25 protein-coding genes are annotated in these 20,787 nt (G+C 46.7%); 22 read left to right on the top strand and 3 right to left on the bottom strand.

The window, feature by feature from the left end; genetic code table 11:
* Window positions 1-12 precede the first annotated feature (12 nt).
* Window positions 13-891: an AraC family transcriptional regulator gene (locus tag FHS16_RS09155; protein WP_183561134.1), complete on the bottom strand. Its 879-nt coding sequence runs from the start codon at window positions 889-891 to the stop codon at window positions 13-15.
* 137 nt (window positions 892-1,028) lie between these two features.
* Between FHS16_RS09155 and FHS16_RS09150 the strand changes: the two genes are divergently transcribed.
* On the top strand, window positions 1,029-2,495 hold the full coding sequence (locus tag FHS16_RS09150; protein WP_183561132.1) for a HEAT repeat domain-containing protein: 1,467 nt from the start codon (window positions 1,029-1,031) through the stop codon (window positions 2,493-2,495).
* Between the two features lie 174 nt (window positions 2,496-2,669).
* Here the strand turns inward: FHS16_RS09150 and FHS16_RS09145 are convergent, their stop codons facing one another.
* Window positions 2,670-3,500 (bottom strand): AraC family transcriptional regulator, encoded by an 831-nt coding sequence (locus tag FHS16_RS09145; protein ID WP_183561130.1) that lies wholly within the window; start codon window positions 3,498-3,500, stop codon window positions 2,670-2,672.
* Window positions 3,501-3,613: 113 nt separating this feature from the next.
* On the opposite strand from FHS16_RS09145, the gene FHS16_RS09140 reads away from it, so the two are divergent.
* The 13 genes from FHS16_RS09140 to FHS16_RS09080 all read left to right on the top strand — a co-directional run bounded on the left by FHS16_RS09140 (window position 3,614) and on the right by FHS16_RS09080 (window position 13,278).
* Complete coding sequence (locus FHS16_RS09140; protein WP_183561128.1) at window positions 3,614-4,399, top strand: sugar phosphate isomerase/epimerase family protein; 786 nt, start codon at window positions 3,614-3,616, stop codon at window positions 4,397-4,399.
* 249 nt (window positions 4,400-4,648) lie between these two features.
* Window positions 4,649-5,245, top strand: coding sequence for an RNA polymerase sigma factor (locus tag FHS16_RS09135; protein WP_183561126.1), 597 nt, complete (start codon window positions 4,649-4,651; stop codon window positions 5,243-5,245).
* Window positions 5,242-5,847, top strand: a complete 606-nt coding sequence (locus FHS16_RS09130; RefSeq protein ID WP_183561124.1) for an anti-sigma factor family protein — start codon at window positions 5,242-5,244, stop codon at window positions 5,845-5,847. Before FHS16_RS09135 ends, FHS16_RS09130 begins: the two co-directional genes overlap by 4 nt.
* Before the next feature lie 72 nt (window positions 5,848-5,919).
* On the top strand, window positions 5,920-6,498 hold the full coding sequence (locus FHS16_RS09125) for a histidine phosphatase family protein (RefSeq protein ID WP_183561122.1): 579 nt from the start codon (window positions 5,920-5,922) through the stop codon (window positions 6,496-6,498).
* 196 nt (window positions 6,499-6,694) lie between these two features.
* Window positions 6,695-7,870 (top strand): hypothetical protein, encoded by a 1,176-nt coding sequence (locus tag FHS16_RS09120; RefSeq protein WP_183561120.1) that lies wholly within the window; start codon window positions 6,695-6,697, stop codon window positions 7,868-7,870.
* Between the two features lie 100 nt (window positions 7,871-7,970).
* On the top strand, window positions 7,971-8,477 hold the full coding sequence (locus tag FHS16_RS09115; RefSeq protein ID WP_183561118.1) for a gamma carbonic anhydrase family protein: 507 nt from the start codon (window positions 7,971-7,973) through the stop codon (window positions 8,475-8,477).
* A 22-nt stretch (window positions 8,478-8,499) separates the two neighbouring features.
* Window positions 8,500-8,682 carry an IDEAL domain-containing protein gene (locus tag FHS16_RS09110; RefSeq protein WP_183561116.1) on the top strand — a complete coding sequence of 61 codons (183 nt, stop codon included), beginning with the start codon at window positions 8,500-8,502 and terminating at the stop codon, window positions 8,680-8,682.
* Window positions 8,683-8,871: 189 nt separating this feature from the next.
* Window positions 8,872-9,303, top strand: a complete 432-nt coding sequence (locus FHS16_RS09105; RefSeq protein WP_183561113.1) for a DUF2487 family protein — start codon at window positions 8,872-8,874, stop codon at window positions 9,301-9,303.
* A gap of 232 nt (window positions 9,304-9,535) precedes the next feature.
* Window positions 9,536-10,069 carry a Rieske (2Fe-2S) protein gene (locus FHS16_RS09100; RefSeq protein ID WP_183561111.1) on the top strand — a complete coding sequence of 178 codons (534 nt, stop codon included), beginning with the start codon at window positions 9,536-9,538 and terminating at the stop codon, window positions 10,067-10,069.
* Between the two features lie 16 nt (window positions 10,070-10,085).
* Window positions 10,086-10,757 (top strand): menaquinol-cytochrome c reductase cytochrome b subunit, encoded by a 672-nt coding sequence (gene qcrB / locus FHS16_RS09095; RefSeq protein WP_183561109.1) that lies wholly within the window; start codon window positions 10,086-10,088, stop codon window positions 10,755-10,757.
* An 18-nt stretch (window positions 10,758-10,775) separates the two neighbouring features.
* Window positions 10,776-11,645 (top strand): menaquinol-cytochrome c reductase cytochrome b/c subunit, encoded by an 870-nt coding sequence (locus tag FHS16_RS09090; RefSeq protein ID WP_183561107.1) that lies wholly within the window; start codon window positions 10,776-10,778, stop codon window positions 11,643-11,645.
* Window positions 11,646-11,735: 90 nt separating this feature from the next.
* Window positions 11,736-12,365 carry a DUF1405 domain-containing protein gene (locus FHS16_RS09085; protein WP_183561105.1) on the top strand — a complete coding sequence of 210 codons (630 nt, stop codon included), beginning with the start codon at window positions 11,736-11,738 and terminating at the stop codon, window positions 12,363-12,365.
* 43 nt (window positions 12,366-12,408) lie between these two features.
* Complete coding sequence (locus tag FHS16_RS09080) at window positions 12,409-13,278, top strand: sporulation protein YpjB (RefSeq protein WP_183561103.1); 870 nt, start codon at window positions 12,409-12,411, stop codon at window positions 13,276-13,278.
* A gap of 23 nt (window positions 13,279-13,301) precedes the next feature.
* On the opposite strand, the gene FHS16_RS09075 is transcribed toward FHS16_RS09080, so the two are convergent.
* Entirely contained in the window at window positions 13,302-14,240 is a 939-nt protein-coding gene (locus tag FHS16_RS09075; RefSeq protein ID WP_183561101.1) for a YitT family protein, read from the bottom strand.
* Between the two features lie 110 nt (window positions 14,241-14,350).
* Here FHS16_RS09075 and FHS16_RS09070 point away from each other — a divergent pair, with 110 nt between their 5' ends.
* The 8 genes from FHS16_RS09070 (at window position 14,351) to FHS16_RS09035 (ending at window position 20,773) form a co-directional block, all read left to right on the top strand.
* Complete coding sequence (locus FHS16_RS09070; RefSeq protein WP_183561099.1) at window positions 14,351-14,686, top strand: nucleotide pyrophosphohydrolase; 336 nt, start codon at window positions 14,351-14,353, stop codon at window positions 14,684-14,686.
* A 54-nt stretch (window positions 14,687-14,740) separates the two neighbouring features.
* The gene (locus tag FHS16_RS09065) at window positions 14,741-15,286 is read left to right on the top strand and encodes a tetratricopeptide repeat protein (protein WP_183561097.1); all 546 of its coding nucleotides are present in this window, start codon (window positions 14,741-14,743) and stop codon (window positions 15,284-15,286) included.
* Window positions 15,287-15,288: 2 nt separating this feature from the next.
* Entirely contained in the window at window positions 15,289-16,098 is an 810-nt protein-coding gene (gene dapB / locus FHS16_RS09060; RefSeq protein WP_183561403.1) for a 4-hydroxy-tetrahydrodipicolinate reductase, read from the top strand.
* Window positions 16,099-16,128: 30 nt separating this feature from the next.
* Window positions 16,129-16,551 (top strand): methylglyoxal synthase, encoded by a 423-nt coding sequence (locus tag FHS16_RS09055; RefSeq protein WP_183561095.1) that lies wholly within the window; start codon window positions 16,129-16,131, stop codon window positions 16,549-16,551.
* On the top strand, window positions 16,548-17,246 hold the full coding sequence (gene bshB1 / locus FHS16_RS09050) for a bacillithiol biosynthesis deacetylase BshB1 (RefSeq protein ID WP_183561093.1): 699 nt from the start codon (window positions 16,548-16,550) through the stop codon (window positions 17,244-17,246). The genes FHS16_RS09055 and bshB1 overlap by 4 nt, the downstream gene beginning before the upstream one ends.
* 64 nt (window positions 17,247-17,310) lie before the next feature.
* Window positions 17,311-18,474 carry an N-acetyl-alpha-D-glucosaminyl L-malate synthase BshA gene (gene bshA, locus FHS16_RS09045; RefSeq protein ID WP_183561091.1) on the top strand — a complete coding sequence of 388 codons (1,164 nt, stop codon included), beginning with the start codon at window positions 17,311-17,313 and terminating at the stop codon, window positions 18,472-18,474.
* Between the two features lie 36 nt (window positions 18,475-18,510).
* Complete coding sequence (locus FHS16_RS09040; RefSeq protein ID WP_183561089.1) at window positions 18,511-19,809, top strand: CCA tRNA nucleotidyltransferase; 1,299 nt, start codon at window positions 18,511-18,513, stop codon at window positions 19,807-19,809.
* The gene (locus FHS16_RS09035; RefSeq protein ID WP_183561086.1) at window positions 19,799-20,773 is read left to right on the top strand and encodes a biotin--[acetyl-CoA-carboxylase] ligase; all 975 of its coding nucleotides are present in this window, start codon (window positions 19,799-19,801) and stop codon (window positions 20,771-20,773) included. Before FHS16_RS09040 ends, FHS16_RS09035 begins: the two co-directional genes overlap by 11 nt.
* The last annotated feature ends 14 nt before the right edge of the window (window positions 20,774-20,787 follow it).

The following is a 20,787-nucleotide window of genomic DNA, read 5'->3' as shown; positions in this document are numbered from 1 at the left end:
CAGGAAGTATGGCTATGTTCTCCATTTGTGCTGCTCAACCAATCGGAATTCACGCGGTGATTGGCCGGTTTGCTTGCGAAAAAGCCTAGAGAAATAGTGAACAGAGCTGAAATGGTACTTTTCGGATATGTCCGTAATGCTCAAGTTCGTATGCAGAAGATCTTCCATCGCGCGCCCAATACGAAAGCGGTTCATATACTGGACTGGCGAATAGCCCGTTGTTTGTTTAAATATCTCGAAAAAATGCCCTCGGCTGAGATGAAGGTTTTCATAGTAATAAGCAGGAGGATATTCGGCACCGCTTAATATATTTTGTTCCATTTGCGCCAGGAGCCGTCCGATCCGTGGGTCCGGAATATGATCCTCCTTCAGCACGTTTTGAAGGAAATATTCGATAAAGTCTTGGAAATTCCGCTGCGTCGTTAAACTCCTCAGGAACGTTTTTCCGCTTGTATATTCTCCTGTTTTATAAAAGCTTTGAAAATGATCAATCCATGGGCGCATGGAATCGACCGTAAGAACCGCTGGTATTGCATAGGGGAAAGAGGGTCCAACAAGTTCAGCCACCAGCTGCTCAGCTTGATAGCAGATCGGTGCTGCCCAATCGGAAATCGCGCTTCTCTCCACATAGGACCAGTCAAAATAACAGCAAATATGGACCATCGGCCGCTCAAGGTCGGCTAACCATTCGTGATGCTGACCAGCTGGTATATATACAAGGCTGCCTGGCTCCATCATGTATGTTTTCCCCAGCATTTTTAATGTCCCCGTACCTTCGCTGATTAAATAGATGGAACTGGCATAGCAGATTCTAGGAAAGCTAGTTTGCCCACGGGCAAACGGATATCTTGTCGCGTAATAAACATAAGGATGAAAGCTTGAGAAAGTCATGTGAATGGTCTCCTAAACGCTTTATGAAGAAAATAACCTACTATTGTGCAAAAAGAAGACACCTATCTAAATACATATAACGGCTGCTCCCATACAGTTAATACTGTAGTTATAAGATAATATAAGGAGCGATCGATATGCAACAAGATTTAAAATTGCTGACTGATGAACAAATCATTCAATTTATTACGGAAGGTTATTTGGTGTTGCAGAATGAGCTGCCCAATGAACGGCATCAGAAAGTAATGAGCCACATCCATGCGGTATTGATGGAGGAAGGAAATCCCGGGAACAACATATTGCCAAGAGTGCCTGATATTCAAGCTTTCTTTGAAACACCGGTTGTAAGGGGAGCATTGACGGGCATACTTGGACCAGACTACTATATGCACCCGCATCGGCACTGCCATTACAACCAGCCAGCGAATCAGAACCCAGGGGGCGGACTGTGGCATAAGGACGGTTATTGGAGCGCAATGAGGAGCCACCGGCCTTGGTGGGCCATGATATTTTATTATACGCAGGACATCACAGAGGAGCTCGGTCCAACAGCGGTTATGCCAGGGTCTCAATACAATGAACATTTCCCCGGAGAAGATAAGCCGTTCCGATTGCCGACAGGTCCAGCAGGAACCATGGTGCTGGTACATTTTGACTTATGGCATAAGGCTTCGCTCAACACATCCAATCAGGATCGCTATATGCTGAAATTTCAATTCGCAAGACTGGAAGCGCCAACATCGCCAACTTGGGAATATGAGAACAAGACTTTTCAAGTTCCCGCAGGGCAAGCAGACGATACCTTGCTTCCCATTTGGTTGGATGTTTGGGACTGGCTGAGAGGCGGTTCTGCCGAGCGAGAAGAACGAACGGATGCGACTTTGGTTGATCAAAAAGAAGCAGTTCGATTAAAGGAAGCGGCAGAGGGGGATATAGAAAATGTAGCGCTGAATGCTGCCTATACGCTAGGGAGATCGGGTGAATTGGGAGTAGGCGAATTACTAAGTATCATGCGCTTGGGGTCAGCCGAAGCGTCGGTTAGAGCCGGATATGGCTGTATTGCTGCCGGGAAAGCTGCTGTCGAAGGATTGATCGATCTGCTTGACCATTCTGACGGTGAAAGGCGAGCATTGGCATGTTTTGCGCTCGGCATGATCGGAAGTCCAAAGGAACAGGTTGTGACTGCACTCATTTTTGCTCTATCCGATGGGCATGCACTGGTAGAGCGGCAAGCAGCGGAAGCGCTCGGATTCATCCATGCGACATCTCCTGAAGCGGTCTCATCCACAGCCCATGCTTTAGTAAAAGCACTAGAACAGGAGAAGATGGAGCAAACGATCGATTATTGGCCGCATCAGGGCTATATTGCGAATAAGATAGGCTATAGCGCTGCATTGACACTGCTGAGAACTGGGAAAAATGGAGAAGCAAATGAAGTCATACATGCACTCACCGCCGCGCTGGACAGCAAAGACCGGTACGTAAGGGCATATGCATTTGAAGCGTTGACCTACTTGCGGACGGAGAAAGCTGTAGAAGTCCTTCTTCGTTATTATCGCACAGCGCGGTGGTGCCCGGATACGAGCAAGGCAAGCATGTTTTAAGCATCGCAGTAGATTAGATCAAGGAGCGAGCCTTCATAAAGCGGCAAGAACCGATCTCCATAGATCATAACAGATAAATGAACGAGGCTGCCTATGGCAGCCTCGCTGTATGTAATCAACTGCTTTTGCTTGCAATCGGAATATAAAGATCTACCTCGAAGTACACCTCATTCGCTAACCCCACGTCAATATATTCGAAGAAATAAGGCTGGCAATGCGAATAGGACGATTCCGAAAGCCATATATATAGTCCCATAGTTCTTGCAGCTGGTGAAAAGTAAGCAACCGTGGATGGAAATCGCCTACATATTTAAATGCAGCATATTTTTGCGTGGGCAAAATACTCGTATGAAGCATGGGATCGAGATTGTTCATTTGTTGAACTTCGGCAGATGGGAAATAAAGCGTACGATCCGGCTCCTCTGTTAAATAAGTCAATCCGATATAGAGCTGATCGTTGGTTTTCTCCGGAATATGAGGATGTATTCGATAAAAGAATTCATTGCCTGCCGTGTTAGCGGTATGCTTGACATAATTCTCTGCACTGCTCATAACATGTCTGCTTCCCGTCAAATAGCTGGTTGATTTAATCACGAAAAGCGGTTCGAATAATACGCCATGAGTCATTTTCTTAAGCTTGCCAGTGTCAAATTTCTCCGTTATTGTGATTTGCTCGAAGCGCTTCCGAAGCCGTGATGGGGTTACGCCGAATTGCTGTTTGAAAGACCGGATATAGGATTGCTCGTGCTCGAAGCCGAATTCCAAACTAATATCCAATATATTCCAATCAGTATTCAGCAAATAATCAACGCTGCTGCTCAGCTTGCGGGCTCGAATGTACTCCATTAATGGAATGCCGGTTGCATGCCGCATCAATCGATGCAGATGGAATTTAGATAGATTTAAAGCAGCAGATATACGGTCAAGCGTAAGCTGCTCTTTCCTATTCTTTTCGATATAGTGAACGGTGTCCTCGATGATCCGATAGAAGTGGTTGTCGCCCATTCTAACTCCTTATAAGGTAGAGCAAGATTTGTTCATTTTATTATAGGTGATTTTATGATAATAACAATAACAAGACATTGCTCTATCATTATAAAAGATGGAGAGTGAATCGTTTGCCCTATCTATCTGTTCGGAATTGGATATCTTCGAATGAACAGCAGCTTGAGCGGATAACTTTGCTTGATTTGCCCTTGGAAGCGTCGATGAGAGGCTATCAAGCCGTTGAAATTTGCCATTTTCATTTCCCGTCGATCCAAACCTCTTATTTGCTGCGCCTGAAACATGCATTCTTGGACAGCGGCATAAGCTTTGACACGCTGCTTCTGGATTACGGAGACCTATCGAGTGATGACAGAATCAAGGCGAAAGCAGATTTTCGCTATATTTGCGAATGGATCGAAATCGCTTCAATCGCTGGAGCCAAACAAATTAGAATTATAGCCGGCGAGGCATTAGCCACGGACAAAGCTGCGATGCAAAGGGTTGCTAGGTGCTTAATGGAGCTTGATGAATATGCTGCCATGCTTGAAACTAAGGTCGTGCTGGAAAACTTCAAAACGCTCACGTCAAGCGGGGACAGCTGCCTGCGGCTTCTTGGCCAGACAAATTTTCAACTGCCATTCATAACGGATTTCGGGAACTTTTCCGGAAAAAACAAATATAAGGATTTGACGATGACGGTTCCTTTTAGCGTATCCATTCATGCCAAGCCGCAATATGACGAGAATGGCCAGCTGGACGAAAATGATTTCATGCAGTGCATGGAAATTGCGCGCTCTGCAGGGTATGATGGCTCTTATGTATTGATCCACGAAGGATCAGGCGATGCATGGATGGCGCTTGAGAAGGTCAAGCATCTCGTTATGCCGTTTCTCGCGCCGACGATATTGGAGCAATGAAGAGAGTATGTGAACCAGTTTTGATAGGAAACTGGTTTTTTTGCGTTAACGCTCACGTTTCATTTGTAAAAATATTGTATTTTATCCTTTTGTCGAAAGAGGCAGGAATTTGCACATGCGACACGAATAATATGTATACTCGTATTTTTGAATTAATTATGATAAAGACCGCAACTTTTCGTTCCCGGCCCGGTACAATGTAGTATAGCGGCCCGGGAATAATCCGCAGGTGGAGGAGGTTCGCCTGTCATGACTGATTCCCAATTAATACGTGAGATCAAGGATGGCAACGTCGAGCTGTACTCCGAGCTTATGCGGCGCTATCAGCGTAAAATATTAGCCTTTATCTATCATATGTTAAAGAGCGCGAAGCTTGAGCTGCTAGCAGAGGATTTGTGCTCCGAAACCTTTTATAAAGCATACCGCAGCCTCCATTCTTTTCGCGAACTGGATGCTTCTTTTTCGACGTGGCTATATACGATTGCTCGCAATACGGTGCTGAGTGAGCTTCGCAAGCAGAAATCGGCTAATGTTTCACTCGATGAATCCGGCTTCGAGCCTGTTGCAGCGCTTGATGCGGTACCGGAGCAGCAGGTGCTGAGGAAAGAACGAATGGCTATGGTTCGTGAGGCGATTAATAACTTGCCAGAGAAACAACGCTCGGCTCTTATTCTTCGGGAATATGACCAGCTAGACTATCAGGAAATCGCTAATATTTTGGGACAGACGGTCAGTTCCGTTAAATCACTGCTTTTCCGGGCTAGAGCAAGCGTAAAGGCGCAGCTGGAACCTTATTTCGGTCAATCGCCGCTGCTGGAAGAATTTGAAGGGATGAATACGAGATGAATTGCAACGATGCGCAAGACAAATTCGGCGAATATTGGGATTTACCTGAGCATGATGAGGTACGAATAGCGATCGACACTCATATGCAGCAGTGTAAATCATGTGCGGAGCAGTTTCAGCTTTGGGAAGAGAGCGAGGAGATGATTCGTTTTCTATCGGAGGATGAGGAAAGTCTAGGACCGATCGAGCATATGAACCGGAGCGTTATGGATCGGATTTATGCGGAAGAATCTTGGCTCATGCCCGTACCTCATAAGAGCTACCAATTCTCCAAAAATTTTCGCCGCAATATCGCGTTAATCGTTGCTGCATGCATGGCGATGTTTGCTAGTGCATTTTTCGTTTTTGTATTCGATGGTCAAAGCGGTGCTTCGCAAGCCGAGATCGCGGATTTAAGCGGTTTGATGGATACGGCGAACGCTTCAGGAGATGGTTTGGTATCCGCGGCTGGATTTTATGCCGAGGTTCCCGTTGCAAGCATCAGCGATCCATTCGTTTTAAAGGTGATGCCTGCTTTTCCGCAATATTATGTTGCTTTATCTTTGCTCGGTATTATTATGACATTGTTAATCTTGAATTGGCTATCGCGGACGCGAAGCTAAACATGGCCTGATATGAAGCTCCTATGGGGGCTTTTTTATTGTATCTATATAGATGAAGGAGCTGCATGCAGCATGTTAATCGGCTTGGTACGGCATGGCAAAACAGATTGGAATAAGGATGGCAGAATACAAGGCCAAACCGATATTCCATTGAATCAGGAAGGCATTTCGCAGGCAATCTCGTTAGCTGAGCGTTTGAGCCGTGAGGCTCGAATATGGGATGCGGTTATTTCAAGCGATCTGCAAAGAGCTAACGCAACAGCAAAGATTATAGCGGAGAGACTGAACATTCCGCTTCTGGACAGCGACCCGCGGCTTCGGGAACGGTTTTTCGGTGAAGTCGAAGGAACGAAAGAGCAGGAGCGTCATGAACGCTGGGGTACCAATTGGCGCGAAGTGGCTGATGGTGTAGAGTCGAATGAAGAGGTTAGGAAGCGGGGCTTAAGTGCTATAAATGATTGGAAGACGACGTTTCCTGACCGCAATTTGCTTGTCGTCTCCCATGGCAGTTTTTTGGCTCAAATACTAGCAGAAGTTTGCTCAGATCTAGAGGATCAATACTTATCTAATTTATCCTACTCCATCTTGGAGCTCAGGGATGATAGCTGGCATCCTCAGCTTTATAATTGTACGATCCATTTGCAAACATAATTGTTCGCTTAATGAGCTTTTTCCTTTACACGTAAAGGAGAGAGCTCATTTTTTATACAATCTTTCAGTGCGACAGGTTATAAAACGATAGAATTTTTCCCATAATGTAATCAACAGACGCTTATCCATTGCACAACACGCTTACGTAACGGATCGCGGACCATCTAGCGAATGTTCCTGCAGAAAGGAGAGAGCCATGAATTTATCGGATATGCTAGGTTATGCCGACATAAAGCAGCTAAGCAGCATTGCTGACGTTTATCGATGCGAGTGCAACGGCCATTCAAAAAACGATTTGATTCAATCCATTCTCTCTACCGTAAGTCGAAATGATGTCTTTGAAGCGCAAATTAGCAGCATGAAGATGGAGGATTTAAGGTTTTTGAACTCTTTGCTGTTCGAAGCGCGCAATTCCTTCAGCCTGGAGGATTTGCTTGCACGCGTTCAACAGAGTCGGTTTGGGGAAGATGCCAGTAAACAAGAGCCCGAGCCGCAGCCGAAAGCCAAACGCTCGAAAAAGAAAAAAATAGAGGAAGCAGTGCCTCTAAGCCCGCGTGAAATGATTGTGAAATTCAAGCAGCAAGGCTGGTTATTCAATGGTTTCAGCGGACCGAGCAGATATTTGTTCCAGGTTCCAAATGATCTGAAAGCACGGTTCCGAGACACGCTTGCAAGAAGATTTGCTTCTGACCTTGCCTATTCGGAAGAACCGCCAGTTTACCGTGATGAACAAATGTTGATCCATGATGATATCACACACTTGCTTCATTATATGTACCATAATGAGGTTCAGTTGACGGCTGACGGATCCATGTACAAACGGTTTACCTTGCAACTGCTCGAAAAGTTTGGCGTTCAGGAAGAACTGCCAACCAAGGGGGCGTGGCGTTTCGGCTATGGGAGGCATTTCAACCATTATCCGAATCGATTATCATTTATTTACGATTACTGCTATTTCGCCAATTACATAACGGAGAACCAGACGCAGCTCAGCATTACAGGCCTCGGCGAGGAACGCATGCGGAGCAAGCCGGCAGGCGAGGCGGAACAAATCTATCGCTTTTGGCTGAAGCTGTATAAAGGGCCAATTACGCACCTGCTGTCGCTTGTCCATTGGATAAATGCCTTGACGGTGGAATGGGTTACGGTTGACTCGCTGAGAACAGTGCTCGTTCCGTTTATCAAGCCTTATTTCTATGATGATGCGGATACGATTTTGGAGCAGCGTATTTTGGCTATGATGGTTCATTTGGGATTGCTTCGGCTCGGCGAGCATCCCATCAACGGCGCGGTTGTTAGAATGACCAAGGCCGGCCGCTCGATTGTATCCGGACTCGGGCTGGAGGATTTGGAGTCAGTACGGCTGCATTGACTAGCGGCATCACTCTTGGAGAATCATTCAATATAAGCTAGAGTATAAGCAAGTAATGAAGTAACCTAGCTATTTGAAACGAACAAAGGGAGTGAAGGTTATGTTGATTCCTTATAAAGGCATACAGCCGAACGTACATCAGAGTGTATATCTAGCAGAAGGTGCGAAAATAATCGGAGACGTATCGATTGCGGATAATAGCACGGTTTGGTTCAATGCAGTTCTGCGGGGTGACCTAGCGCCGATACGCATTGGACATAGCTGCAACATTCAAGACGGAGTTGTCGGTCATGTAAATGTGAACCAGCCTCTTCTATTAGCAGATGAGGTATCTATTGGACATGCTGCTATTATACACGGATGTACGGTAGGCAAGGGCACATTAATTGGAATGGGGGCAATCGTACTTAACGGCGCAGACATTGGTGAATATGCTTTAATAGGAGCCGGTTCGATTGTTACAGAGAATAAAAAAATACCAGCCTATACTCTATCAATTGGTTCACCTGCCAAAGTCGTACGAGAATTGACAGATGACGATCTGCTTCGCATGAGAAAGACGATGGAGAGCTATGTGACTAAAGGAATGGAATATAGGATCTCTTAACGCCGGTTTGGAGGTGTATCCTATGGACAAAATGAAAGTAACGTATGAAGCGATGCTAGGTTTGGCAGCAGAATTCGTGCTGGATGACGCTGTATTGAAATTTCAAACCAATCAAATTTATACGGCAATTGACAAAGCGCTGGCTGCAGGTGACGAGGATACGTTCTACCGTCTCGCAAAACAGCTGAATGCATTAAGAAAATAACGAATTGCTGCAAGGTCATTGGCCGAGGCAGCGTATAAAGCTTTCCAGTTTGGCAGGGCAAGTATGCTCGCTCTGCAAGCGGGAAGGCTTTTTTCTGCATTTTTGTTTGGCAAGATCGGAGTTTGGGTTTAACATAGGAGCTGTGATGTTTATTTGGCTGCCAATTATGTTAGGAGTGACCGTAAAAAGATGAAATTCAGCGAGATTGAAAAGGATCAGTGGGAGGAGCTAAGTCCGTTCTTGGATACATGCCTGCTGCCTATTACCGGAATGACGTTAGCAGTAAAGCCATTTGAAGCGACTGAATGGCTGGAGAGGCTCAGAGATGTGATGGACGTGATAGAAATTCCATTCAAAGGAAGGGTAGTAACTTATCCGGCTTGGCATTATCATTCAGATCGGACGCAGCTTGCAGCGGATCTGAACAACTGGTGCTCATCCGTGAAATTACTCGGTTTTCGTTATGTTATCGTTGCTACGGCGGACGCCAGCCTAATTCTGAATTGTCCATCCGTTGATTTGTGGGTCGCTCCTGGTTCTGATGGAGGACTTCCGCAGCAAAAAGAGATATCCGATGCCATACGAGCGCTCTGGAGCGGACAAGCTGCATCAACTTCTTGAAATTGTCGTATAATATAATCAAAATATGGGGAAAACAAATGCCAGACAAGGTCAAATGTGACAAAATAATAACAAATTATTGAACGGGTTTTTGATAAGCTTGCAAATATGAAGCCATATTCTTGACGCTCCCTAGCACCTAGGCTATTATAAGTTATGTCCTAGTTCGTCATGTGTTTTTGCCCTGCGGCAAGACGCGAGATATGGTTGGCAAAGGGGGTTAGAACAGAAGATGAGTAACCATGAACAACACGAGACCGCGCATCGACCGGTTCAGCGCAAAGAAATGTCCCGGCGTCAATTTTTGTCATATACGCTTGGCGGCACGACAGCATTTATGATGGGCGGCGCGGTATTGCCAATGGTTCGTTTCGCAGTGGACCCGCTCTTGGAAAAAAAGGGTGAGGGCACTTACGTAAAAGTTGTGGAAGAGAGCAAAATTACGAACGAGCCGCAAGAATTTAAATTTAAAATTCATCAGATCGACGGTTGGTACGTCAGCGACCCTGAACTTGCAGCTTGGATTTCGAAGGATGCGAACGGAAAGATTTTCGCGCTTTCACCAGTTTGTAAGCACTTGGGCTGTACGATCGGCTGGAACACAAAAGGCCAAAATGAGTATGATTGTCCTTGTCATGACGCACGTTATACGAAAGACGGGAAGAACATTACCGTCGCTCCGAATCCTTTGGATGAGTATGAAGTGAAGCTTGAGAACGGATTCGTATACTTGGGTCCAGTAATGCCGAATACAAGAACGAGTTAAGGAGGGCGTATTGCAGATGTTTAAAAGTGTATACAACTGGATCGACGAACGTCTTGACATTACGCCATTGTGGAGAGATGTAGCTGACCATGAAGTGCCTGAGCACGTCAACCCGGCGCATCATTTTTCCGCATTCGTTTATTGTTTCGGCGGATTGACGTTTTTCATTACAGTCATCCAAATTTTGTCTGGTATGTTTTTAACGATGTATTATGTTCCAGATATCATTAACGCGTATTCCAGCGTTGACTATCTGCAGCATAAAGTGGCATTCGGACAAATTGTACGAGGCATGCACCATTTTGGGGCAAGCTTAGTAATCGTAATGATGTTCCTACATACCCTTCGAGTGTTTTTTACCGGTTCTTACAAGGCACCGCGCGAAATGAACTGGGTTGTCGGAATGCTGATCTTCTTTATCATGTTAGGCCTAGGATTCACGGGATACCTGCTTCCTTGGGATAACAAAGCTTACTACGCAACAAAGGTTGGTGTCCAAATTGCTGAATCCGTACCGGTAATCGGACCATATCTCGCTTCATTCCTATACGGGGGCGATATCGTAGGCGCGCAAACGCTAACACGTTTCTTTGCGATCCATGTATTCTTCTTGCCTGGCGCATTGATTGCCATGTTGGCAGCGCACTTTATTATGATTCGGAAACAAGGTATTTCGGGACCACTTTAAGCGAAGGGAGGCTTACTTATGGCGCATGGTCATAATTCGAACGAGAAGGTTGTCTTTGTAGGCGACTCGCGTGTAAAGAAAAGCAACCATCCGAACATTCCGCCAGACTACACATCCTTCCCAGGGAAATCGGAAGCTTTTATTCCGAACTTCCTACTTAAAGAATGGATGGTCGGCTGCGTCGTATTGGTCGGTTTTCTAGTGTGGGTCATTGCTGAGCCGGCACCGCTCGGTTATCCAGCAGATCCAACGAACGCGGCATTCATACCAATGCCGGACTGGTATTTCTTGTTCTTGTATCAATTTCTGAAATATCCATACGTATCTCAGGATTACATCCTGCTCGGTACTGTAGGAATACCTGGCGTTATGTTCGGAGCCTTGCTATTGGCGCCGTTCTTGGATACAGGTAAAGAACGCCGTTTCTACCGTCGTCCTATCGCATCATCCTTGATGGGGCTGACGCTGATTGCTTGTGTTTACTTGACAGTCGTTTCATGGGATCACTACCAGCATCAGCTGGAGATCAATGGTCAAGTGCCAGAGCATATCGAACGTGAAGAAAAGGCGAGAGAAGCCGCGGAAGCGGGTCAAGAACGCCCGAACTATACAAAACCCGCTGTAGAGGCAGCACTTGTTGATGCAAACGATCCAGCAATGGACATTGCAAAGCAAGCGCAATGTGTAAGCTGTCATGCAGCCGATCTGAAAGGTCAAGGTTCCGTACCTAGCCTTGTCGGCGTTGGTGACCACATGACCAAGGAGCAGCTTGTAGAAGTTGTTACCAACGGTCGAAACGGGATGCCAGCATTCGCTGAAACATTGTCCGCAGAAGAGATTGACCAGCTAACGACGTGGTTATCGAAGCAGAAAGCGGCAACCGAATAACGTATTAACGGAAAAACCTGATCGATTTATGCGGTCAGGTTTTTCTTTGAATTTGCACTTCACATTTGTTCGAAGGAGAAGTGGTTCTATATGCTCTCTTTTTTTTGGAGTCGTCATTTTTTACTTAGTCGAGCCTTTTTATGGCCGCTGTTTATTGTCAATTTTCTAGGGACAATCTACGGGTACATTTGGTATGAAGATCAATTAGTTGCGACATTCAATGAACATCCGCTGTGGCGGCTCGTATTTGTTCCTGACTCGCCAACAGCGAGCTTATTCTTTACGATTGCTCTGCTTTATTTGTTATTTCCGCCAAAAAGCGAATATGGAATGGTAAAGATGGGGCGTTATATTATAGAAGCTCTAGCTGTCGTATGCTCGGTTAAATACGGGATATGGGCAGTTTCCATGATCGTTGCTGGCGCTTGGCAGGGAGCTGAGCTTAATTGGCAGCATTATATGCTAATGGCTTCCCATTTGGGCATGGCGTTCGAAGCCTTATTGTTTCTCAGATTTATGAAGACGGGTATCGTTTCGTTAGTGATAGCAACAGGTTGGCTGCTGCTAAATGATACGGTTGATTATACGTTTGGCGTTTTTCCTTACTTAGCGAGGGAGCTGCGGGATGATTTATCGGCGGTTCGCGGTTTTACATACGGTTTATCGCTTTTTAGTTTTTTAGCTGCAGTAATGACGTGGCGTTTCAGGAAGAAGGCATAACATAGGACATCCCCTCATAGAGTGATCTATGGGGGGATGTCCTATGAAGATACGGTTTATTATTCCATTCGTCCTTTGTATCCTCATGACGGCTGGATACGCGAATTCGCTTTGGAACGGGAATCAATCGCTGCATGCGTATGCCGACCTGCTTCCGCAAAGCACAGAACGGCAGCTTCAACGGTTCGACGCAATCGCAACCTCTATCTATGAAGCGGCTTATTCGAATAATAAACAAGCCGGTTTTCAACATATTCAGCTTCTTAAGCAGCTGATGGCAGACGATCTTATGCAATCCGCTGGAAGCTTGGAAGGCTGGTCTGCCATTGAATCGGATGCAAAGCAACTTGAGAAAAAGCTTGTAGGGGGAAGCTCGAATTCCAATTGGTTGATGGAAGCCGCGAAAATTCGCCTAGCAGCAGATGCGCTCGTCCATTCGGATCATGCATTGTGGCTTCAATATGAGAAAGTCATGCTTGATGATTTGTCCCGCGTGGAGAAAGCATGGAAGCGTCAAACCGACGATGGCGCCATTGCAGCAAGAGCTTCTATGACAAGTCTTGAAAACCACGTTGAACGCATCTCAAGCGCGCTGAGCATACAGTTCGGACTCGGAATCGAGAGGGAGCTTATGGAGAGAATCCAATACACCAATCGATTGCTTGAAGCGAACGCATCGAACAAAACGAACGAAGCGATGATTGACCGTTCCTTGCAAGCATTAAAAGCGTCGATGGATCGGCTAATCGATAAGAGCCGTTCTACGGAAAGCATGCCAGTCATTGCAACCGAACCTGTCTCGAATCCATTAAGCTGGACACTGTTTTTAGGAGCTGTCATTTCTGCTGTCCTAGCCTGGTCAGGTTGGAGGAAATACAAGTCGGATCCATTTGGCGTTAAGCCTCTTCCTTAAGACTATTCCATAATCAGGAGCAGCTACACTTCTTTGAAGCCTTCACCCAGTACATCCTGCACATCATTAATCACGATAAATGCCCGGGGGTCTATATTGCGAATAATCGTTTTGAGACGGCGAATTTCTTGCCGTTGAACGACGCAATAGACGACCTCTTTTTGTTGCCCAGAAAAGGCTCCCATTGCAGGAATGATGGTTACGCCTCGATCCAGCTCCTGTGTTATTTTTCTCGCAATCGTTTGGCCCTGATCGCTAATAATGGAGAAAGCTTTGGCAGCATAAGCACCATCCTGAATGAAATCGATGAGCTTAGAAGCGATAAATACGGTGACGAGCGTGTACAGAAACTTTTCAATCGGAATGTAAAACAAGGATAAACCGATAATAAATGCATCCAGCGCGAGAATGATTTGTCCCATGCTCATCCCTTTGGAACGCGATACGATCCTTGCTACAATATCAACGCCGCCAGTTGTCCCGCCAAATCGAAATACAATGCCAAGACCGATCCCGAGCGTAACACCTGCGTAAAGTGCTACGAGCATGTAGTCGTGCGAGCCTTGAAATGGGATAATCCATTTGAGATCGATTAATAGCTCCATTAGAGCAAGAAAGCCAGATAGCGCAACAATTCCAACTAATGTATATAGCATCTGTCCGGAGCCAAGGGCCTTCCACCCTAGAAAAAACAAGGGCACGTTTAAAACCAAAGTAGAGATCGACAGCGGAAAACCAGCCGCGTAATTGAGGAGAACCGCAATCCCCGTTGCGCCGCCTTCCATTAACTGATTAGGGAGCACAAAATAATGCAGCCCGAAAGCATATATTGCAGTTCCAACCAGAATAGGAATAATGATCCGGAGTTGTTGAATGAGTTTTACCACTCGGCTGCTCTCCCTTGTTATTTCGTTCAAATCATGACCGTATAATCGCCTGCGGTTGGATATGTTCGAAGTCATTTGTTGCCTCTTAGTATGGCTTTATTTCGCGATTCGAAAAACATTGATTTTAAACATGGCTTTACGTTAACATAAGGAAGTATAGCTATCGACAGAAAGGAAATGTAACGATGTCGGAAAAAACATTATCAGATATTCAGCGAGAAGTAGATGAATACATTTCGCAATTCAAAGAAGGCTATTTCAGCCCGCTCGCTTTGATGGCTAGAATGTCCGAGGAAGTTGGCGAACTCGCACGCGAAGTAAACCATTTCTATGGAGAAAAACCAAAAAAAGCCGATGAAGCGGACAATTCCGTGGAAATGGAGTTAGGCGATATTTTATTCATTCTCTCTTGCTTTGCGAATTCGCTCAATATAGATTTGACCGAAGCGCATAATAAGGTTATGCATAAGTTTGCGACTCGCGATGCGAATCGTTGGACAAAGAAAATAACCGAACAGTAAACAAGCTCCCTACATATGCTGTACCATCAACCTGTGTACAAGGAGGATGGGCGGATGGATGGCGAGAGCTGCATCAAAAAGGCTTATGAATTCATTCTTAACAGCGATTTCGAGCAAGCGATTTACTGGTTCGAGCAGGCAATAGATGCCGAACCAGAGAATGCGTTTTTTCATCATACATGCGCAGTTTCATGTGCTCGCAGCGGCAAATGGCCCAAAGCAAAGCAGCATGCGGAGACAGCGCTTGCGCTCGATGAGGGCAACGCGGAATATAAGTATCATCTTCAAGTCGTTGAGGCGAAGCTTCTGCTCGCAGATGCCGATATGCTTCTTGCAAAGGTGCCGCCTAAGCTTGCCGAAGCAGCAGAGCTGCTAGAACAAGCTGTAAGGCTCGATCCTCTCAGCTTTGATGCGTTCTATACGCTTGGCGTACTATATGCATCGCAGCATTTGTATGAGAAAGCAGCATATCACGCTAAAGAAGCGATGCGGCTTGATCCAGGCCATTCGGCTGCGAGAAGGCTGTTTGCCGACGTAAACCGGAAAAGACGCATGATGCGCATTCGAATAAATGCAACAAAAAGAAAAAGGAACAGGTGATGATGATGTCGACTCAAAAAATAAGGGTTGCCGTAGCAGGTGCTAGCGGTAGAATGGGCCGCGAAGTTGTGAAAATGGTGCTGGAGGACGAGTCGCTTCAATTGGTAGCGGCCGTCGCTCCTTCAGCAGGTCCGGTGGATGCGGGTAGCTTTGCAGGGAAGCCAGCAACAGGCGTTATTGCTGCCGCTACGCTGGACGAGGCACTGAGTGCGGTTCAAGCAGATGTCCTTGTAGATTTTACCATTCCTCAAATGGCTTACGGTCATACTAAAACTGCCGTTGCTTTCGGTGTTCGTCCCATTATGGGGACAACGGGTTTTACGCCGGAGCAAATCGAAGAGTTGGACGAGCTTTGTCTGGAAAAAGGGATTGGCGGATTGATTGCCCCTAACTTTTCGATCGGGGCGATCCTAATGATGAAGTTTGCCGCTGAGGCTTCCAAATACATGCCGCATGTCGAAATCATTGAATATCATGGTGACCAGAAGCTGGATGCACCTTCGGGAACATCCATTAAAACAGCCGAACTAATTTCTCAGGTGCGCAAAGAGCTTCGACAAGGCAATCCGCATGAGGAAGAAACGATTGAAGGCGCTCGCGGCGGCTACTACAACGGATTCCGTATACATAGCGTTAGGCTTCCAGGTGTTTTCGCACAACAGGAAGTAGTTTTCGGAGGCCATGGTCAAACACTTAAAATCCGCCATGATTCGTACGATCGCGCAGGCTACATGCCGGGCGTCAACTTAGCGGTCAAGAAGGTTATGAATTACAGCGGCTTGATTTACGGCTTCGAACATATCATGGATTAACTCGAATCGGCAGCAGGAGAGGGGAACAAAATGTTAAACATCGCATTTATCGCACATGACCGTAAAAAAGAAGAAATCGTTAATTTTGTAATTGCCTATGAAAAGGTATTTGTTCCTCATAAATTGTATTCTACAGGTACGACAGGTACCCGCATCATGGAACAAACCAACCTGTCCATCCACCGGTTTATGTCAGGCCCGCTTGGCGGAGATCAGCAAATCGGAGCAATGGTAGCTCAGAATGAAATGGATCTTATTATCTTTTTGCGCGATCCATTAATGGCTCAACCGCATGAGCCGGATATTATTGCGCTACTTCGCTTGTGCGATGTACAAGGCATCCCCGTTGCTACAAACGTTGCAACCGCAGAACTGCTTGTTAAAGCATTGGAACGCGGGGATTTTGCATGGCGTGAGCTCGTTCATAAATACAAACCAGGTATTGCGGAATGACGAGCGAACTCGATATCCTTGTTTTTGGGGCGCATGCCGACGATGCGGAGATTGGCATGGGCGGTACAATTGCCAAACATGTACAAGCCGGTCACAAGGTAGGTGTCTGTGATCTGACGTACGCCGAAATGTCTTCCAATGGAACAGTAGAATTGAGAAAACAAGAGGCTGCTGCAGCCTCAGAGGTTCTAGGACTGAGTGCGCGTACAAATCTAGGCTTGCCTGATCGCGGTCTCGAGCCGTCTCGCGAACAGATTGAGCGAATCGTAACCGAGATTCGGCTTTTCAAACCTCGTGTCGTGTTCGCTCCGTATTGGGTGGACCGCCATCCCGATCACGTAGCCTGCAGCCGGTTAATCGAGGAAGCCGTATTCAATGCGAAGCTTCGCCGCTACTTGCCGGATCTTCCGGCTGTGCAGGTAACTCAGCTTGTTTATTATTACATCAATGATTCTGAGCATGAATCGTTGGTTGTTGATATTAGCGAATTCCATGAAACAAAACGAAAGGCACTGCTTGCATACCGATCACAATTCGAGACTGCAGCTGAAGGATCGGATCGCGTCTCGACACCGCTGACGAATCGTTACATAGAACGGGTTGAAGCGCGCGATTCTTTGCTTGGACAAGCAAGAGGCTGGGCATATGCGGAAGGCTTTGCAGTAAAGCGCCCGCATGCCGTACAATTTTTTTGACAAATCGTACAGCTCTTGTGTAATACAATGATTATACGTGACGAACACAGGAGGTGCGACAACAGTGGCTAGAAAATTAAAGATTGGCATAACTTGTTACCCGACGCTTGGAGGGTCAGGCGTTGTTGCTACGGAACTAGGCAAGCTTCTCGCGGAACGAGGCCATGAAATTCATTTTATAACGCACAGTATTCCTTTTCGCTTGGGTCATTTCAATAAGAACATATTTTTCCATGAGGTGGAAGTGAATGACTATTACGTTTTCCGATACCCGCCATACGATCTCGCATTAGCAAGCAAAATGGCGCAAGTCGCCAAAATGCAACAGCTCGATCTGCTTCATGTCCATTATGCGGTTCCGCATGCAGTATGCGCATATATTGCGAAACAAATGAACGGTGACGGCTTGAAAACGGTGACGACGCTCCATGGCACGGATATTACCGTACTTGCGCAGGATGAATCATTAAAGGACTTGATAAGGCTTGCTATCCACCAAAGCGATGCCGTAACAGCCGTATCCAATGATCTTATCAATGAGACTAGAAACCTGCTTGATATTACGACACCTATAGATTTAACTTATAATTTTGTGGATAAACGCGTGTATTATCCGCGGGATGTGGTTTCGTTGCGTTCTGATTTTGCCGCTCCGCACGAGAAAATATTGATGCATATCTCCAATTTCCGTCCTGTAAAACGGGTGGGTGATGTCGTGGACATTTTTTCGCGCGTTTCGGAGAAGATACCTTCTAAGCTTTTATTGGTGGGTGAGGGGCCGGAGTTGTCGAAAATCCAATATCGGATCAGGCAGCTTGGCCTTGAAGATCGCGTTCATTTTCTTGGCAAGCAAGAGGATGTCGCGCAGGTCATTTCAATGGCGGATGTACTTCTGCTTCCTTCTGAGAAAGAGAGCTTTGGCCTTGTCGCACTAGAAGCCATGGCTTGCGGCGTGCCTACGATCGGTTCCAACGCGGGCGGTATTCCTGAGCTCGTTACGCATGGCGAGACTGGTTTCTTGTCGCCGATCGGCGATGTCGAAGATATGGCAAGAAATGCAGAAAAGCTGCTGTCTGACGAGAAGCTTCATGAGCAATTCAGGCAAGCTTGTATTTTTAGAGCCCGCAACGAATTTTGCAACGATGTGATTACAACCCAGTATGAGCAAATTTATTATCGCGTGCTTGGTATCGAGGCTGACTTGCCTATTGCCGTCTGCAGCGATTAACAGAATAAGCAAATGCAGCCAAGGATGGTGATAGAAATGCAGCTTGCATTTTCTAATCTGATAATATCCGCGTTGCCCATCGTTAGAAGGCTTCGAGAGCATCATTTCGAAGCCTTCTTCGTTGGCGGCGCCGTACGCGATACGGTGCTTGGCTTGCCTATCAAGGATGTAGATATCGCGACCTCAGCAACGCCTGAACAGGTGCTTGCGCTTTTCGATCACTGCATCCCTACAGGCTTGCAGCACGGAACCATTACCGTCGTGGAGAAAAACATGGCATACGAAGTGACAACGTTCAGGCAAGAATCCGCATATGAGGGGCACCGAAAGCCTGAGAGCGTATTATACATAACAGAGCTGGAAGGCGATTTGCTCAGACGGGATTTCACGATGAATGCGATGGCGCTTGCAGAGAACGGGGAACTGCACGATCCATACGGCGGGCTCCGCGACTTAGAGCTTAAACAGCTTCGCTCAGTCGGCGATCCGAATGCACGCTTTCAAGAGGACGCGCTGCGCATGCTGAGAGCGGTTCGTTTCATAGGCGTCTATCGACTGCGACCATCTCACCGGACTTGGCGTGCATTAAAGCGGCATAGACAGCTGCTGCGTTTCATTGCGATGGAGAGGGTGCTGACGGAGCTCGATAAGATGATGGAAAGTGAATCACCGCAGAGAGCGCTTCACTTTGCGGTTGTTAGCGGCTTGTTAGCGTATCTAAAGGAGCCGCTCAGTGAAGAAGCGCAACGCGTACTGCATCAAGCAGGCCGAGATATACCCGCAATGAAGAAGACATTTGAGAACATTCATGAGCTCAAGCAGACGCATACACGATGGGCTGCAGTCGCTATCGGCCTGAAATTATCACAACCAGCCTTGCAACAAGCGCTTCAGGTGCTTCGGTTCTCCAATGCTCGAATGAAGTCTATATCGTCGATCGCAGACGTACATCATGAAATGTTTGATTTTAGAACCGATGTATCACTGAATGCTCAGAAGCGTAAGTGGCTAAGCATGGTGATCCATTATGGAAGAGAAACCGCGTATGAATGGCTTTCGGTGATGCGGTTGATGCCAGAAGCTGCTCTACGCCTCTCAGATGAACAGCTAAGCGATCTGGAGCGATGGAGCGATCAAATGATCATCTCCAAGCTTAAACAGCTTAGCGTTAATGGCAAGGAGCTTGCTGGTTATTTGGCTAAAGAAGCGGGACCATGGATCAGTGAGTATTTGACTCGGCTGCTACTACTTGTAGCGTGCGGCGAGCTTATAAATGAGAAAAGCATACTGCTTAAGCAGGCAGCGCTTTGGGAGGTTAACAGTCATGAACTATGAGCCATTGCTTCAATTGTTTGTGGACAAGCCTGGGGAATATGTATCGGGAGAAGTGATCAGCCAAGAGCTTGGCGTTAGCAGAACAGCAATCTGGAAGCAAATCCGAAAGCTGGAGGGTGCAGGCTATCAATTCGAAGCATCAAGAAGGTTAGGCTACCGCCTGTTAAGCATTCCTGATCAACTGTCTGTTGAAGCTTTGTCCAGCAGGCTCGATGCGCAAACATTCGGTAAAACGCTTCATTGGTTCGATACCGTGGAATCGACACAAAATTTGGCGCGAGCAGCTGCCGAAGAGGGCGCCGAAGAGGGGACATTGTTTATCGCGGAGCAGCAAGTTAGCGGCCGCGGCCGTATGGGCCGTGGCTGGGTGTCGCCGCGAGGCAAAGGAGTATGGATGAGCATGGTTCTGCGTCCTTCCGTACCCATTCATTTTGCGCCTCAGCTTACTTTATTGACCGCAGTAGCGTTATGCAGAAGCTTAAAGAGGCTAACTTCACTGCCAATCGGCATCAAATGGCCGAACGACTTATTGATAGACGGCAAAAAAATAAGCGGTATCCTGCTTGAGTCTGCAGCCGAGGATGAGCGCTTGCGATACGTGATAGCCGGTATCGGCATCAGCGTGAATCTGGAGCAGCTCGATTACCCGGCAGAACTGTTGGATAAGGCAACCTCCCTGCGAATCAGCAGCGGTACGAAATGGGACAGAGAAGACGTAATCGCTGATTTTCTAAAGGAGTGGGAGCAGCTGTACTTCTTATACCAGGAGCAAGGATTTGGTTTAATCATTACGCTGTGGGAAGCCCTCTCCGTATCGCTTGGCAAATCGGTTCGTTTAGTTACGCCGCAAGGCGAAATGGTCGGTGTTCCCATTGGACTTGACGATAGCGGAGCAATCCGGATAAAGCTGGCAGACGGCACCATTAAGCCTGTTTTTTCAGCCGAGATGGGTGAACCGCTTTAGTCCGCGAGAAGCCG

It is taken from the genome of Paenibacillus endophyticus (assembly GCF_014192395.1).
GTDB classification, from domain to species: domain Bacteria; phylum Bacillota; class Bacilli; order Paenibacillales; family Paenibacillaceae; genus Pristimantibacillus; species Pristimantibacillus endophyticus.
The sequence above is the reverse complement of the archived record's forward strand: the minus strand, read 5'-3'. Positions and strand labels throughout refer to the sequence as shown.

Coding starts and splice junctions, on each gene's coding strand:
- FHS16_RS09155 (WP_183561134.1), bottom strand. CDS start 891: ATGACTTTCTCAAGCTTTCATCCTTATGTTTATTACGCGACAAGATAT.
- FHS16_RS09150 (WP_183561132.1), top strand. CDS start 1,029: ATGCAACAAGATTTAAAATTGCTGACTGATGAACAAATCATTCAATTT.
- FHS16_RS09145 (WP_183561130.1), bottom strand. CDS start 3,500: ATGGGCGACAACCACTTCTATCGGATCATCGAGGACACCGTTCACTAT.
- FHS16_RS09135 (WP_183561126.1), top strand. CDS start 4,649: ATGACTGATTCCCAATTAATACGTGAGATCAAGGATGGCAACGTCGAG.
- FHS16_RS09130 (WP_183561124.1), top strand. CDS start 5,242: ATGAATTGCAACGATGCGCAAGACAAATTCGGCGAATATTGGGATTTA.
- FHS16_RS09125 (WP_183561122.1), top strand. CDS start 5,920: ATGTTAATCGGCTTGGTACGGCATGGCAAAACAGATTGGAATAAGGAT.
- FHS16_RS09120 (WP_183561120.1), top strand. CDS start 6,695: ATGAATTTATCGGATATGCTAGGTTATGCCGACATAAAGCAGCTAAGC.
- FHS16_RS09115 (WP_183561118.1), top strand. CDS start 7,971: ATGTTGATTCCTTATAAAGGCATACAGCCGAACGTACATCAGAGTGTA.
- FHS16_RS09110 (WP_183561116.1), top strand. CDS start 8,500: ATGGACAAAATGAAAGTAACGTATGAAGCGATGCTAGGTTTGGCAGCA.
- FHS16_RS09105 (WP_183561113.1), top strand. CDS start 8,872: ATGAAATTCAGCGAGATTGAAAAGGATCAGTGGGAGGAGCTAAGTCCG.
- FHS16_RS09100 (WP_183561111.1), top strand. CDS start 9,536: ATGAGTAACCATGAACAACACGAGACCGCGCATCGACCGGTTCAGCGC.
- qcrB (WP_183561109.1), top strand. CDS start 10,086: ATGTTTAAAAGTGTATACAACTGGATCGACGAACGTCTTGACATTACG.
- FHS16_RS09090 (WP_183561107.1), top strand. CDS start 10,776: ATGGCGCATGGTCATAATTCGAACGAGAAGGTTGTCTTTGTAGGCGAC.
- FHS16_RS09085 (WP_183561105.1), top strand. CDS start 11,736: ATGCTCTCTTTTTTTTGGAGTCGTCATTTTTTACTTAGTCGAGCCTTT.
- FHS16_RS09080 (WP_183561103.1), top strand. CDS start 12,409: ATGAAGATACGGTTTATTATTCCATTCGTCCTTTGTATCCTCATGACG.
- FHS16_RS09075 (WP_183561101.1), bottom strand. CDS start 14,240: ATGACTTCGAACATATCCAACCGCAGGCGATTATACGGTCATGATTTG.
- FHS16_RS09070 (WP_183561099.1), top strand. CDS start 14,351: ATGTCGGAAAAAACATTATCAGATATTCAGCGAGAAGTAGATGAATAC.
- FHS16_RS09065 (WP_183561097.1), top strand. CDS start 14,741: ATGGATGGCGAGAGCTGCATCAAAAAGGCTTATGAATTCATTCTTAAC.
- dapB (WP_183561403.1), top strand. CDS start 15,289: ATGATGTCGACTCAAAAAATAAGGGTTGCCGTAGCAGGTGCTAGCGGT.
- FHS16_RS09055 (WP_183561095.1), top strand. CDS start 16,129: ATGTTAAACATCGCATTTATCGCACATGACCGTAAAAAAGAAGAAATC.
- bshB1 (WP_183561093.1), top strand. CDS start 16,548: ATGACGAGCGAACTCGATATCCTTGTTTTTGGGGCGCATGCCGACGAT.
- FHS16_RS09040 (WP_183561089.1), top strand. CDS start 18,511: ATGCAGCTTGCATTTTCTAATCTGATAATATCCGCGTTGCCCATCGTT.
- FHS16_RS09035 (WP_183561086.1), top strand. CDS start 19,799: ATGAACTATGAGCCATTGCTTCAATTGTTTGTGGACAAGCCTGGGGAA.